General features: G+C 65.2%; 14 protein-coding genes and 1 tRNA gene. 7 read left to right on the top strand and 8 right to left on the bottom strand.

The genetic code is table 11. The annotated features are described in order from the left end of the window. Positions 1–25: 25 nt before the first annotated feature. The 7 genes from GV368_RS02710 to GV368_RS02680 form a co-directional block, all read right to left on the bottom strand. Positions 26–1,297: a DUF3422 family protein gene (locus GV368_RS02710; RefSeq protein WP_169115237.1), complete on the bottom strand. Its 1,272-nt coding sequence runs from the start codon at positions 1,295–1,297 to the stop codon at positions 26–28. Next, positions 1,294–2,247 (bottom strand): magnesium/cobalt transporter CorA, encoded by a 954-nt coding sequence (corA, locus tag GV368_RS02705; RefSeq protein WP_169115235.1) that lies wholly within the window; start codon positions 2,245–2,247, stop codon positions 1,294–1,296. Before corA ends, GV368_RS02710 begins: the two co-directional genes overlap by 4 nt. A gap of 233 nt (positions 2,248–2,480) precedes the next feature. Continuing rightward, a complete protein-coding gene (locus tag GV368_RS02700; protein WP_142804579.1) occupies positions 2,481–2,735 on the bottom strand; it encodes a YfhL family 4Fe-4S dicluster ferredoxin in 255 nt (84 codons plus the stop codon). A 26-nt stretch (positions 2,736–2,761) separates the two neighbouring features. Further along, on the bottom strand, positions 2,762–3,259 hold the full coding sequence (gene coaD, locus GV368_RS02695) for a pantetheine-phosphate adenylyltransferase (RefSeq protein WP_169115233.1): 498 nt from the start codon (positions 3,257–3,259) through the stop codon (positions 2,762–2,764). Beyond that, positions 3,256–3,792 (bottom strand): 16S rRNA (guanine(966)-N(2))-methyltransferase RsmD, encoded by a 537-nt coding sequence (gene rsmD / locus GV368_RS02690; RefSeq protein ID WP_142804581.1) that lies wholly within the window; start codon positions 3,790–3,792, stop codon positions 3,256–3,258. Before rsmD ends, coaD begins: the two co-directional genes overlap by 4 nt. A gap of 4 nt (positions 3,793–3,796) precedes the next feature. Beyond that, entirely contained in the window at positions 3,797–5,122 is a 1,326-nt protein-coding gene (locus tag GV368_RS02685; protein ID WP_169115231.1) for a M16 family metallopeptidase, read from the bottom strand. A 21-nt stretch (positions 5,123–5,143) separates the two neighbouring features. After that, complete coding sequence (locus GV368_RS02680; protein WP_169115230.1) at positions 5,144–6,547, bottom strand: M16 family metallopeptidase; 1,404 nt, start codon at positions 6,545–6,547, stop codon at positions 5,144–5,146. A 122-nt stretch (positions 6,548–6,669) separates the two neighbouring features. Here GV368_RS02680 and ftsY point away from each other — a divergent pair, with 122 nt between their 5' ends. The 6 genes from ftsY (at position 6,670) to GV368_RS02650 (ending at position 11,376) form a co-directional block, all read left to right on the top strand. Next, positions 6,670–7,836, top strand: a complete 1,167-nt coding sequence (ftsY, locus tag GV368_RS02675) for a signal recognition particle-docking protein FtsY (RefSeq protein WP_169115229.1) — start codon at positions 6,670–6,672, stop codon at positions 7,834–7,836. Next, complete coding sequence (locus GV368_RS02670) at positions 7,833–8,495, top strand: cell division ATP-binding protein FtsE (RefSeq protein ID WP_142804585.1); 663 nt, start codon at positions 7,833–7,835, stop codon at positions 8,493–8,495. The genes ftsY and GV368_RS02670 overlap by 4 nt, the downstream gene beginning before the upstream one ends. Beyond that, positions 8,492–9,394 (top strand): cell division protein FtsX, encoded by a 903-nt coding sequence (locus GV368_RS02665; RefSeq protein ID WP_169115228.1) that lies wholly within the window; start codon positions 8,492–8,494, stop codon positions 9,392–9,394. Before GV368_RS02670 ends, GV368_RS02665 begins: the two co-directional genes overlap by 4 nt. Before the next feature lie 42 nt (positions 9,395–9,436). Beyond that, positions 9,437–10,552 carry an NADH:flavin oxidoreductase/NADH oxidase gene (locus tag GV368_RS02660; protein WP_169115227.1) on the top strand — a complete coding sequence of 372 codons (1,116 nt, stop codon included), beginning with the start codon at positions 9,437–9,439 and terminating at the stop codon, positions 10,550–10,552. Between the two features lie 63 nt (positions 10,553–10,615). After that, on the top strand, positions 10,616–11,026 hold the full coding sequence (locus tag GV368_RS02655) for a nucleotidyltransferase substrate binding protein (RefSeq protein ID WP_169115226.1): 411 nt from the start codon (positions 10,616–10,618) through the stop codon (positions 11,024–11,026). Beyond that, the gene (locus GV368_RS02650; protein ID WP_142811633.1) at positions 11,023–11,376 is read left to right on the top strand and encodes a nucleotidyltransferase family protein; all 354 of its coding nucleotides are present in this window, start codon (positions 11,023–11,025) and stop codon (positions 11,374–11,376) included. Before GV368_RS02655 ends, GV368_RS02650 begins: the two co-directional genes overlap by 4 nt. Here GV368_RS02650 and GV368_RS02645 read toward each other — a convergent pair. Next, a tRNA-Met gene (locus tag GV368_RS02645) sits at positions 11,377–11,453 on the bottom strand. It lies immediately after the preceding gene. Between the two features lie 56 nt (positions 11,454–11,509). Between GV368_RS02645 and miaB the strand changes: the two genes are divergently transcribed. Then, on the top strand, positions 11,510–12,847 hold the full coding sequence (gene miaB / locus GV368_RS02640; protein WP_169115225.1) for a tRNA (N6-isopentenyl adenosine(37)-C2)-methylthiotransferase MiaB: 1,338 nt from the start codon (positions 11,510–11,512) through the stop codon (positions 12,845–12,847).

Below are 12,847 nucleotides of genomic sequence, written 5' to 3'. Positions count from 1 at the left end.
AAAAGAAGAAATTATCGCATGGGCCTTAGCTTTCGTGTTCCACCGCCCGGTGGACGCGGCGCACGCCCAGGGCGATCAGGGCAGCGAGCACAGGGATGGAAAGGGCCGTGACCAGTTCCGGTTCGAGGTGCAGCCAGGGCTTGAATCCCTTGGTGAGGTAATTGACGAGCTGCGAGCCGTAGTAGGTGATGGCCATCACCGACAGGCTCTCGACGGCCGCCTGCAGCCGTAGTTGTACCTTGGCGCGGCGGTTCATCTGTGCGAGCAACTGCTGGTTCTGGCGTTCGATTTCGAGATCGACACGCGTGCGCAGCAGCTGGGAATCGCGCACCGAGCGCTGCGAGAGTTCTTCCTGACGCCGAGCGACGGCGGTGCAGGTGTTCATGGCCGGAGCGAAGCGACGCTCCATGAATCCTTGCAAGGTGGAATAGCCGGGGAGCCGGATCTCGCGCAGCTCGGCGATGCGCTGACGCACCAGGGCGCTGTAGGCCGAGGCGGCGCCGAAGCGGTAGGCGCTGGCGGCGATCGAATTTTCGATTTCGGCGGCCAGGTGGGTGAGTCGTGCCAGGATCTCGCGCTCGTCGGTGAACGAAGCGGCGCGGCTCATGGCCGCCACCAGTTCGGCCAGTTCCGCCTCGGCGCGGCCGAGAAAGGCTCCGACTTCCTTGGCCATGGGAAAGGCGAGCAGCGCCAGCATGCGGTAGGTGTCGATCTCGAGCAGTCGCTGCACGGCGCGTCCGGCCTGTTTCGGCGTCATGGCCGCGTCGAGTACGATGAACTGGATGAACCCCTCGTGCAGTTGGAAGTCGCTGAGCACCCAGGCGTTGCCGTCGGAGATCTTCGAGGCGACGAGCGCCGGACCGAACGGATCGGCCGCGTCGAGGAACTCGGTGGGCGGCGTGTCGGATACTGGCCTCAGGCGAACGTGCGTGGCGGCGATGACTTCGCCGGGGCTGGCCTCGAGCCAGCCCTGGGGCAAGCGGGAAAGGAGCGCCTCGGGCGAGTCGTGGTCGCCGTCGAGATAGAAGGTATAGGCATGGAATTCGGCGTGGCGTTCGCGCTTGATGCGCAACCCACCCCACCGTAGGAGGGACTGCGCCGCGGCATCGAGCTCGAGCACGGCGCCGGGAAGATTGCGCAGCCGCGCCCAATGCTTGAGGAGACGGTCGGACGGGGTCTCACGCGGCAATAGCCACGACAGTTGCACCACCGTGGCCGGGGCGAGCAGCGGCACGGACGGCCGGGCGTGGATCTCCTCGTGCAGCGCTTGCCGGATGGGATGCTGGGTGAGTTTCACAGCCAGCCCTTGCGCTTGAAGTAGAAGTAGGGGGCGAAGCCGCTGATCACCATCAGGATCAGCGCGAGGGGATAGCCGTATTCGAGGTGCAGTTCCGGCATGTGCTGGAAGTTCATCCCGTAGATGCTGGCGACCAGGGTCGGCGGCAGGAAGACGACGGCGGCGATCGAGAAGATTTTGATGATCTGGTTCTGCTCGATGTTGATGAATCCTTGAGCCGAATCCATGAGGAAGTTGATCTTCTCGAAGACGAAGTTGGTGTGCGACATGAGGGTTTCGAGGTCGCGGATCATCTCGCGGCAGGTTTCCTGCAGTTCGGCCTGATCGCGCAGATGGCGCAGCAGGAAGGAGACGGCGCGCTGGGTGTCCATCAGGCACAGGCGGATGCGTCCGTTGCTGTTCTCGATCTTGGCCAGCTTGTCGATGGCGTCCTCGAGCTCGGCGTTCTCGTCCTCGAGCACCATGAAGCTGACGTCCTCGAGCCGCCGGTGCAGGTCTTCGATGGTGTCGGCGAGGTTTTCCACCTTCTGCTCGAAGATGGTCACGAGCAGCTCTTGGGGGGTACGCGCGTGCACCTGGCCGTGGCGAGCACGCATGCGCAGCAGGCGGAAGTCGGCCAGGTCTTCCTCGCGCACCGAGATGAGGCGATCGCGCTGTAGGATGAAAGCGACGGTGACGGTGACGTGGCGGCCCTCTTCCTGGGCAAGGAAAAGGGAGTGGACGTGCAGCCCCTGGTTGTCGATGAAAAAGCGCGCGGAGGACTCGATTTCCTCGACGTCTTCGGATTCGGGGAGTTCGGCGTTCAACAGCCGCTGCAGCAGCTCGCGCTCGTTTTCGTCCGGGTCTTGCGCGTCGATCCACAGGGCCCTGGCCACGGCTTGGTCGTCGAGCGCGAGCGCCTTGGGCAGTTCACGGATGGTGTCTTTTTCGGCCTGGAACAGTCGCAGCATGGAGCACCTTTACACGTTTCGCCAGCGGGGTCGGGGATCGCGGCGAAACGACGAAGGCGTCAGCCGCGAACGCAGCAGTAGAGGAACGAGCGACGAGGTCGACAGCGGGTTTTGGAGTTCACGGAAAAGATCGGAACGAGCGCGACGGCGAAATTATACGCTTTTTGCAGCGCAACAAACACGGGGCACCGATGACCTCGTGGAAGGATCGGTGCCGCGTCGTGCGCTCGGGCTTACGCCTTGGCAGCCATCAGGCGCTTGTATTTTTCTAGCAGTTGCTCCTTGGTCTCGCGGTGGGCGGGGTCGGGGATGATGCAATCGACCGGGCAGACTTGCTGGCATTGGGGTTCGTCATAGTGGCCGACACATTCGGTGCATTTGTTCGGGTCGATGACGTAGATCTCGTCGCCCTGCGAGATCGCATCGTTGGGGCACTCCGGTTCGCACACGTCGCAGTTGATGCACTCTTCGGTGATTTTCAGGGCCATGGACAAGCCTCCATAGGAAGAAAAAGTCAATCGGTTGGTGTGGTATTGCGGCGGGAGAGCCGGTCGGCAACCACGGGATGCACGAACCCGCGCACGTCGCCCCCCAGCCGGGCGATCTCGCGCACCATGGTCGCCGAGATGAACATGTACTCGTCCGCCGGCGTGAGGAACACCGTTTCGATGTCGGGGAAGAGCTTGCGGTTCATTCCGGCCATCTGGAATTCGTATTCGAAGTCGGAGACGGCGCGCAAACCCCGCAAGAGGATGCGTGCCCCGCGTTGGTGCATGAAATCGATCAACAGGCCGTCGAAACCGACCACCTCGATGTTGGGAAAACGCTGTAGCACCTCCCGGGCGATCTCTACTCGCTCTTCGAGCCCGAAGAGGGGATTTTTATTGCGGCTGCGCGCCACGGCGATGACGATGTGATCGAAAATGCGAGACGCCCGGCGCACGAGATCTTCGTGACCCCGAGTGAAAGGGTCGAAGGTGCCGGGATAGACGACGACCGATCGTTCGCTCATGCGTTGCGCTCCAGCAGGTGGTAATGTACTTGGCCCGCGCGGCCGCGTTTCACGGTGTGCCAGGCCCCGAGGGTTTCGATCTCTCGCTCGGATTCGAGATAGAGGGAACCGTCGGGGCGCACGAGCCGGTCGAGCCAGGGTTCGAGCCGTTCGGGCCAATGCGCGTGGTAGGGCGGGTCGAGAAAGAGGACGTCGACGGGCTCCGACCAGGTGCGCGCGCATTCTAACGCATTCGCCGTGATGACTTCCACCTCGTCGGCACGCAACGCCTTGCGGTTTTCTTCGAGTTGCCGGGCTAGGTGTCGGTCGCGCTCGACCAGGATGACGCGCGCCGCACCGCGCGAGGCGGCTTCGAATCCGAGCGCGCCGGTGCCTGCAAAGAGATCGAGGCAGGTCAGCCCCGTGAGATCCTGTCCCAGCCAGTTGAACAGCGTCTCGCGGACCCGATCCGGTGTCGGGCGCAGGCCGGGGCGATCGGGCACGATGAGCACGCGCGAGCGCCAGGCGCCGCCGATGAGGCGCAGCCGCGCCATCGCCTCAACGATCTCCGTCGCCGCCGACGCGCACCGTCACGAGGCGGGCCGGGTCGATGCGGCGACTGAAAGCGTCTTGCACCTGCTGCCCCGTCACGGCGCGCACCGCCTGCGGATAGCGTTCGAGCCAGTCGGTGGGGAGGTTGTAGTAGCCCATCATCGAGACGTAGCCGATGAGCTTGCGGTTGGAATCGAGTCTCAGGCCAAAACCGCGCGCGATGTTGTCCTGGGCGCGGCGTAGTTCTTCGTCCGTGGGGCCTTGTTCGCGGAAACGCGCGAGCGTTTCGCGCGCGAGCGCCAGGGCTTCCTCGGCCTGCTGGCCCCGGGTCTGCAACGCGATGACGAAAGGGCCGGCCTGGCGTCGCGGCTCGAGATAACTTCCTACGCTGTAAGCATAACCGCGTTTCTCACGGATCTCATCGACCAGGCGCGAGCTGAAACCGCCGCCGCCCAGTACGTGGTTGCCTACGAGCAAGGGAAAATAATCGGGGTCGTCGCGGGTCATCACGGCCAAGCCCAGACGCAGATGAGCCTGCTGCGCCGGATGAGCGATGCGCACGTCGTTCGCCTGCGCCGGCGCGACTGGCACCAGGGGCTCGGGTGTCTCGCCAGCGGGCAGTTTGGCCATGATGCGCTCGGCGAGCTGCTCGGCCTGAGCGCGGTCGAGGTCACCGACGATGGCCACGTGTGCCCGCGCACGCGTGTAGTGGGTGCGATGGAAGGCGACGAGGTCGTTGCGGCCGAGTCGGTCGAGGGACTCGGGCGTGGTGAGCCTGCCGTATGGGTGGTCGCGGTAGATGGCGGTGGTAAAAGCACGCTCGGCGAGGACATTGGGCCGGGTGAGCGCGTCTTTGAGGGCCGCTTTGGCGTTTGCCCGTTCGCGAACGAAGACGGCAGGGGAGAAAATCGCCTGGGTGAGCACTTCGGCTACCAGATCGGCGGCCGCGTCGCGCACGGAGGGCTCCGAGAGGCTACGCCAGGCGACGGTGGCGCGGTCTTCGTCGACCGAGCCGGAGAGGCTGACCGCCAGATCCGCGAAGGCTTCGCTCAAGCCTTGTTCATCGTGCACTCTGGTACTGGTATCGAGCAGACGCCGTGTGAGGGCAGCGAGCCCCTCCTTCCCTGCAGGGTCGCGGGCGGAACCGGCGTCGAACGAGACGACGACGTCGATGAGCGGCAAGTCGCGGTTGGCGACGAAATCGACGCGCACTCCGCTTGCGGTGGTGAAGCGCTCGATCGTCGGTAGCGCCAGGGCGAGCGGCGAGAACGCGGTGGCGACGAAAAAGAGCAGCACGGCAAAAGCGCGGGTGCGGAGGGTGCGTTGGATCATCGGGACCTCCTCGGAGCAGGGTCAGCGCAGGGGCGCATGGGGATCGGTGGCAACGGGGCGGGGGGCGCGGCCATCGGGCAGCACGTCGACCCGGGTGAGCCCTTCTTCGGTGAACCAGGTTTGGGCCACGCGCTGCACGTCCTCGGCGGTGACGCGCTGAATCGCTTCGGTGATGCGCGCGCTCGCGTCCCAAGGGAGCCCCACGGCGCGCGCGAACCCGATCTCCATGGCTTGTCCCATGAGGGAATCCCGCTTATAGACCTGCTGCGCCACCGCTTGACGGATGACGCGCTGGAGTTCCTGCTCGGAAACGCCTTCTTTGGCGATGCGTTCCACTTCCTCGCGCAGTGCCTTTTCCAACTGATCGAGCGCGATACCCGGTCGGGCGCTGGCCGACAGCGTAAAGAGGCCGGGGCCGCGGGCAATTCCGTCGTAATCGGCCGAAACCGCGATGGCCCGCGGTTGCTCCCGCACCAAGGCTTTCGTCAGACGTGCACCGTCGTAGCCGTCGAGCACGGCGGCGAGCACCATGAGGGCGTAAGGATCCCGGTCGGCCTCCAGATCGCGCAGCGGCGGGACTTTCCAGGCGAGCCTCATGCTGGAGAGTTCCGTCGGCCCTTGCACGACCGCATGGCGGCGCCCATGCTGCGGGGTCTCGTCCAGGAACGGCCGCTCGGGTACGGGACGGGCGCCGATCGCGCCATAGTGCCGTTGTGCCAAAGCGTAGACTTCGCCCGCGTTGACGTCGCCCACCACCACCAGCCGGGCATTGTTGGGTGCGTACCAGCTACGGTACCACTGTTGCACGTCTTCGAGTCTGAGCCGTTCGAGGTCGGTGGGCCAGCCGATGATGGGGTTACGATAGGGATGTGACCAAAAAACGGTAGCCATTAGGGCTTCATGGCCGAGCGCTTCGGGCACGTCGTCGGTGCGCAAGCGACGCTCTTCACGCACGACCTCGCGCTCCTTGACGAATTCATCGGGGTCGAAGACGAGATGCTCCATCCGGTCCGCCTCGAGCGCCATCACTTCGCCCAGCGCTTCGGGTGGAATCTGCTGGAAATAAGCGGTGTAGTCGCGGCTGGTGAATGCGTTGTCTCGCCCGCCGAGCTCGGCTACACGCCGGCTGAATTCTCCCGGTCCCACCGAGGGGGTGCCTTTGAACATCATGTGTTCGAATACGTGGGCTACGCCCGTCTTGCCCGCCGGCTCATCGATGGCACCCACGTCGTACCACACCATGTGCACCACGGAGGGAGCCCGGTGGTCTTCGACGACGATGAGTTCCATCCCGTTGTCTAGGCGAAAGATTTTGGTCTCGGCGTTCGCTGTCGTGGCGACGAGCACGGCAATGCAAACGAACAGCACGGAGAAGAACGACCACGACCAGGGGAACGTCCGGCGGGCGGAGGGATCGAATCGCATCTGCTAGAATCCTTTTCACCCATTGGGTGAGCAAACGCTGAAGAAACCATTGTACCCATAATTTTTTGGCGATGTCCGGGATGAATTCCCGGAGGGTCGCGCCAAGGTGGCAGACAACTTCTATGTTCGGTTTGTTCAAACGCAAGAAAACGGAGCCGGCACCTGCAGTGACGTCGCCGCAGGAGACGGCCGAAGACGGCACCTCGGCCGAGGCAACCCTCGACGTCCCGGCGGACGGGCTCGGGCACGAAACGGCGGCCATGCCGACGCCCGGGCAGGTCGAGGGCGGGGCGAATCGTGCGCTACCGCAATCTGAGCCTTCGCGTACCGAGGCCCAAACGGCGGCTTTGCCCGATGAAGCACCGACCGAATCCGCTCCGCGCAAGCGTTCCTGGGCCGAACGCCTCAAGGCGGGGCTCGCGCGCACGCGGCAGAATCTCTCGGGGCTTTTCGGGCGGCGGCGCATCGACGAAGAGCTCCTCGAAGAGATCGAGACCACTTTGCTCCTCGCCGACTGCGGGGTGGAGGCCACGCAATGGCTGATGGATGCCCTTCGTCGGCGCATCAAGAAAGATGGCCTGACCGACGCCGAACAGCTGCGCGACGTGATGGCCGAACTCCTCACCGAATTGCTGCTCCCTTTGCAGCAGCCGCTGCAGGTCGAGGCGCACCAGCCCTTCATCATCATGGTGACGGGGGTCAATGGTGCAGGCAAGACCACGTCCATCGGCAAACTCGCCAAGTATTTCCAGTCGCAAGGGAAAACCGTGCTGCTGGGGGCGGGGGACACGTTCCGTGCCGCCGCGCGCGAGCAGCTGGTAGTATGGGGTGAGCGCAACGGCGTACCGGTGATCGCGCAGGAACACGGCGACCCGGCGGCGGTGGCCTTCGACGCGGTACAGGCGGCCAAGGCACGGGGTGTAGACGTGGCCATCATCGACACGGCCGGGCGGCTTCCCACCCAGCTGCATCTGATGGAGGAGATCGCTAAGGTGCGCCGTGTCATCGCCAAGGCCGAGCCGGGCGCGCCGCACGAAGTGCTGCTCGTGCTCGATGCCAACATCGGCCAGAACGCCATCACCCAGGTCGAAGCCTTCGACAAGGCCGTCGGGCTCACCGGCCTCGTGCTCACCAAGCTCGACGGCACGGCCAAGGGGGGCGTGATCGCGGCGATCGCTCGGCGTTGCCCCAAGCCGGTGCGTTTCATCGGCGTGGGCGAAGGCATCGACGATCTTCGTCCCTTCTCGGCCCGTGAATTCGTGGAGGCACTGCTCGGGATCGAGCGATGATCCGTTGCGAGAAACTCGCCAAGATCTATCCCGGTCCGGTGGCGGCGCTCGTCGATCTCGACCTCACCATTCCGGCGGGGCAGTTCCTACTCGTCTGCGGCCATTCGGGGGCGGGCAAGACCACGCTCTTTCGCCTCATCGCCGGGCTGGAGACCCCGACCCACGGTAGCGTCTCGGTCAATGAGCACGACGTGGCGCGCCTGGGGCGAGGCGGTTTGCCCTATTATCGGCGCCGCTTCGGCCTGGTGCTCTCCGATGCGCCGCTCTTGCCGCAGCGCACGGTGGCCGAGAACGTGGCGCTGCCGCTTTTGATCGCCGGGGTGCCGCGCCGACAGGCGTTCGAACGCGTGGCGCTGGCGCTGGAGCGCGTCGGGCTCGCCGGCCGGGCGCACGAGCTGCCGCCCACGCTCTCGGGCGGGGAGCAGCAGCGGGCGGCGATCGCCCGCGCCGTGGTGCATCGGCCTTCGGTGGTCATCGCCGACGAACCCACCGCCCAGCTCGACCGCGACAACGCCGAGGAAGTGGTGCGGTTGTTGCGTGCCTTCCACGCGGCGGGGGTGACGATGATCATCGCCACGCACGACGAAGCGCTCTTTGCCAGCGTGGCGCAACGGCGCATCGTGCTCGCGAACGGCCGCCTGGTGGAGGATACGTGGTGAAACGGGGTTGGTGGGAAGGACAAACAGAAGCGCTGGGACGCGCCCTCACCCTCTTGGGCAGAGCGCCCCTGGTGACGGCGGTGGTCACGCTGGTGCTCGCCACGGCGCTCGCGTTGCCGGCGACGATGGCCTGGATCGGGGCCGGCGTGACCCAGTGGTTCGGGGGGCAGGGAACGGAGCCGCAGATCACGGTTTTTTTCCAACAGACGATCGATCGGGAGGAAGCGCTCGCGATAGTGCAGCGCTGGCGCGAGGACGAGATGGTGGCGCGCGTCGTTTTCGTGCCGCGCGAGGCGGCACTCGCGCGGCTGCTGCAGACCGATCTGGGCGAAGCGATCGAGACCCTGCCCGACAATCCCTTGCCCGATGCCATGACGGTGGTGCCTCGACGCTTTGCTCCGCAGGACGTGGCCCAGCTGCAGCAGCGGCTCGCCGCCGAGGCAGGCATCGAGACGGTTCAGGTGGATACGGCTTGGGTCGAGCGGGTGCATGGACTGGCGCGCGCCGGCACTATGGTGGCGGCAGCGCTCGCGGCTTGGTTCGCCCTGGGAATGCTGGCGCAGACCTATCTGGCGATCCGGCTGCAGCTCGTCGCTGCGGCGCAGGAGATCTCCGTGCTGCGCGCCCTGGGTGCCACCGACGGCTACATCGGTCGGCCGTTCCGCTGGTTTGGCTGGTTGCAGGGCTTACTCGCCGGCTGTGTCGGTGCCGCGCTCTGGGGCGGGCTCGTCGCCTGGCTCACACCGCCGTTCGACGAGCTCGCCCGGCTCTACGGCTTGGGAGGATTCTTGCCGTTTCCGGCATGGATGGCTGTGTTGGTGCTCGTCACTGCCGGCGCAGTACTGGGGGTGCTCGGCGCCGAGATCTCGTTACGGCAGTTCTTCCGGGCGTCGACCTAGGAGGTGCGCTGGCGCCTGCATCCATGTAACAAGGAGCATGACATGAGCCGTCTGTTTTCCTCGTTCCGTTTGGGCGCGTTGGAGCTGCCCAATCGCATCGTGATCGCGCCCATGTGCCAGTATTCGGCGCAGGAGGGGCATCCCGGTGATTGGCACTGTCTGCATTGGGGATCAATGGCGCTCTCGGGTGCGGGCATGTTCATCGTCGAGGCGACCGCCGTCACGCCCGAAGGGCGCATCACGCCGGGTTGTCTGGGACTGTGGTCGGATGCGCACGCCGAGTCGCTCGCCCGTGCGTTGGCACCCGTGCGTCGTCAAGGGGTGATGCCACTCGCCATCCAGCTATCCCATGCGGGACGCAAGGCATCGAGCCGGGTGCCGTGGGAGGGAGGCGCCCAGATTCCGGTGGAGGAGGGCGGTTGGCTCGCGCTCGCCCCTTCGCCCTTGCCGCACGCTCCGGGCGAGCTGCCGCCGCAGGAACTCGATCCAGCCGGTCTTGCCCGTATCCGTGAATCCTTCGTCGCCGCCGCCCGCCGTGCCGTCGACTGCGGCCTGCAGGCGATCGAGCTGCACATGGCGCACGGCTATCTGCTGCACGAGTTTCTCTCGCCGTTATCGAACCAGCGTACCGACGCGTATGGCGGCTCGCTGGAGAACCGCATGCGTTTCCCGCTGGAGGTGTTCCGCGCCGTGCGTGAAGCGCTGCCGGAACGCATCCCGGTGGGCGTGCGCATCTCTGCCACCGACTGGGTCGAAGGCGGTTGGGATCTCGAGCAGAGTATCGCGCTCGCACAGGCGCTCGAACCCTCGGGCTGCGCTTATATCCACGTCTCGAGCGGCGGTCTCTCGCCCCTGCAGAAAATTCCGGTGGCTCCGGGCTATCAGGTGCCATTCGCCGAAGCGGTGCGGCGCGCCGTGAAGCACATGCCCGTGATCGCCGTGGGGCTCATCACCGAGCCCCAGCAAGCCGAGGTCATTCTTGCCGAAGAAAAAGCCGATTTGGTGGCGCTCGCCCGCATGATGGTGTGGGATCCGCGCTGGCCGTGGCACGCCGCCGCCGCGCTCGGTGCCACCGTCAAAGCCCCGCCGCAATACTGGCGTTGCCAGCCGCAGCAGCATCGCGGCGTGTTCGGCGACGTGAAGATCGGCCAGCGCTGAGGGCGTCGGTACCGCCGGGCTGCAGAAGCGCCAGCCCGGCAGAGGAATCAAGGAGGAAAAGTGGTGGATGAGTCACTCGACGTCACCCCGCTGGAGCGCGCCGTGGCCCGGCTGGAAGAGGGTTGGAGGCGATATCTGCAAGATCCTGAGGACTTGCAGATTCGCGACGGGCTGATCCAGCGATTCGAGTTCACCTACGAACTCGCGCACAAGATGCTCAAGCGCTTTCTTCGGCTCACGTCTCCTACGCCTCAGCAATACGACGAGATGCCCTTTCAGGACTTGATCCGCGCCGGCAACGAGCGTGGACTCCTGCGGGGAGAATGGCCCGACTGGCGGCGTTACCGCGAGATGCGCGCCAAGACCAGTCATGCGTACGACGAGAACGTCGCCCTCGAAGTGGTTCGAGGTATTCCCGAATTTCTCGAGGAAGTACGCCATCTGCGCGACCGGCTGCGGGAGCGTCTGTCATGAGCGGGAGCGTCCCGCCGCTCGACATCCGCCCGGAGCATTGGCGGATCGTGCGGGACATCCTGCAGCGCCACCTTCCGGGCGTCGAAGTCTGGGCATTCGGCTCACGCGCCAAGGGAACGGCGAGGAAGTATTCCGATCTGGATCTCGCCGTGATCACCGACCGACCCTTGCCGCTCGATCTCGAGGCCCGGTTGCGTGAAGCCTTTTCCGAGTCCGATTTGCCCTATCGCGTGGACGTGATCGACTGGGCGAGCATCGACGAGGCGTTTCGCCGCATCATCGAGCGAGAACGGGTGGTGGTGCAAGAGGGGGGCGGGAGGCGTTTCGAGCCGAAAACGGCTTTGGGGTGATGGTGGTGAAGGGCGGAGTCGAACCGCCGACCTACGGGTTATGAATCCGTCGCTCTAACCATCTGAGCTACTTCACCATCGAGTCTGGTAATATACCGGTTTTCCCTTTCGGGTGTCAAGGGTCCATAGGCAAATGAAGAAAGTCTACATCCGCACGTTCGGATGCCAGATGAACGAGTACGACACGACCAAGATGTTCGACGTGCTCGCGGCGCGCTACGGCGCCGAACCCACCGACGATCCGCTCGAAGCCGACGTCATCCTCTTCAACACCTGCTCCGTGCGCGAGAAAGCGCAGGAGAAGGTCTTCCACGACCTGGGGCGGGTCAAGGAGCTCAAGCGACGCAACCCCGATCTCGTGATCGGCGTGGGGGGCTGTGTGGCGAGCCAGGAAGGTGAGGCCATCGTGCGCCGCGCCCCTTACGTCGATGTCGTCTTCGGGCCGCAGACCTTGCACCGGCTGCCGGAGCTGATCGAAGCGCGGCGGCGGCAGGATCGGCCGCAAGTCGATATCTCCTTTCCCGAGATCGAGAAGTTCGATGCGCTGCCCGAGCCGCGCGTCGAAGGGGCGAGCGCCTTCGTTTCCATCATGGAAGGCTGCTCCAAGTACTGCTCTTTCTGCATCGTTCCCTATACGCGGGGCGAAGAGATTTCCCGTCCGCTCGAAGACGTGCTCGTCGAGGTGGCCCAGCTCGCCGAACAGGGAGTCAAAGAAGTGACGCTGCTGGGGCAGAACGTCAACGCTTGGCGCGGGCGGCTGTCGCGCGACGGGGAGGAAGTAGGCGACTTCGCCTTTCTGCTGGAGTGCGTGGCCGAGATCCCCGGCATCGAGCGCATCCGCTACACGACCTCGCACCCGCGTGAGATGACGTCGCGCCTGATCGCTGCCTACGAGAAAATTCCCAAGCTCGTCAGCCACCTGCATCTGCCGGTGCAGTCCGGCTCCGACCGGGTGCTCGCGGCGATGAAACGCGGCTACACCGTGCTCGAATACAAATCCATCGTGCGGCGGCTGCGGGCGGTGCGCCCGGACCTGTCGCTGTCGTCCGATTTCATCGTCGGTTTTCCCGGCGAGACCGAAGCCGATTTCGAAAAGACGCTGCGCCTCGTCGAGGAGCTGCAGTTCGACCATTCCTTCAGTTTCGTCTATAGCGCCCGCCCCGGCACGCCGGCGGCCGAACTTCCCGACCCGCTGCCGCAGGACACCAAGCTCGCCTGGCTCGCCCGGCTGCAGGCCCAGATCGAAGCGCAGGCGCGCGCTTTCAGCGAAGCCATGGTGGGGCGCATCGAGCGGGTGCTGGTCACGGGGCCTTCGAAGAAAGACCCGGCCTGGCTCGCCGGCCGTACCGAGAACAACCGCGTGGTCAATTTCCGCGGCGAACCCCGCCTGGTGGGGCACTTCGTCGACGTGAAGATCACCGAGGCGCTGCCGCACAGCCTGCGGGGGGAGGTGCTCGTCCGTGCGTCCTGA

The sequence above is a fragment of the Tepidiphilus baoligensis genome, assembly GCF_012911495.1.
GTDB lineage: Bacteria > Pseudomonadota > Gammaproteobacteria > Burkholderiales > Rhodocyclaceae > Tepidiphilus > Tepidiphilus olei.
Note: the sequence above shows the minus strand (reverse complement) of the source record. Positions and strands in the feature narration are given on the sequence as shown.

Coding starts and splice junctions, on each gene's coding strand:
- GV368_RS02670 (WP_142804585.1), top strand. CDS start 7,833: ATGATCCGTTGCGAGAAACTCGCCAAGATCTATCCCGGTCCGGTGGCG.
- coaD (WP_169115233.1), bottom strand. CDS start 3,259: ATGAGCGAACGATCGGTCGTCGTCTATCCCGGCACCTTCGACCCTTTC.
- GV368_RS02650 (WP_142811633.1), top strand. CDS start 11,023: ATGAGCGGGAGCGTCCCGCCGCTCGACATCCGCCCGGAGCATTGGCGG.
- GV368_RS02700 (WP_142804579.1), bottom strand. CDS start 2,735: ATGGCCCTGAAAATCACCGAAGAGTGCATCAACTGCGACGTGTGCGAA.
- ftsY (WP_169115229.1), top strand. CDS start 6,670: ATGTTCGGTTTGTTCAAACGCAAGAAAACGGAGCCGGCACCTGCAGTG.
- GV368_RS02680 (WP_169115230.1), bottom strand. CDS start 6,547: ATGCGATTCGATCCCTCCGCCCGCCGGACGTTCCCCTGGTCGTGGTCG.
- miaB (WP_169115225.1), top strand. CDS start 11,510: ATGAAGAAAGTCTACATCCGCACGTTCGGATGCCAGATGAACGAGTAC.
- corA (WP_169115235.1), bottom strand. CDS start 2,247: ATGCTGCGACTGTTCCAGGCCGAAAAAGACACCATCCGTGAACTGCCC.
- rsmD (WP_142804581.1), bottom strand. CDS start 3,792: ATGGCGCGGCTGCGCCTCATCGGCGGCGCCTGGCGCTCGCGCGTGCTC.
- GV368_RS02685 (WP_169115231.1), bottom strand. CDS start 5,122: ATGATCCAACGCACCCTCCGCACCCGCGCTTTTGCCGTGCTGCTCTTT.
- GV368_RS02660 (WP_169115227.1), top strand. CDS start 9,437: ATGAGCCGTCTGTTTTCCTCGTTCCGTTTGGGCGCGTTGGAGCTGCCC.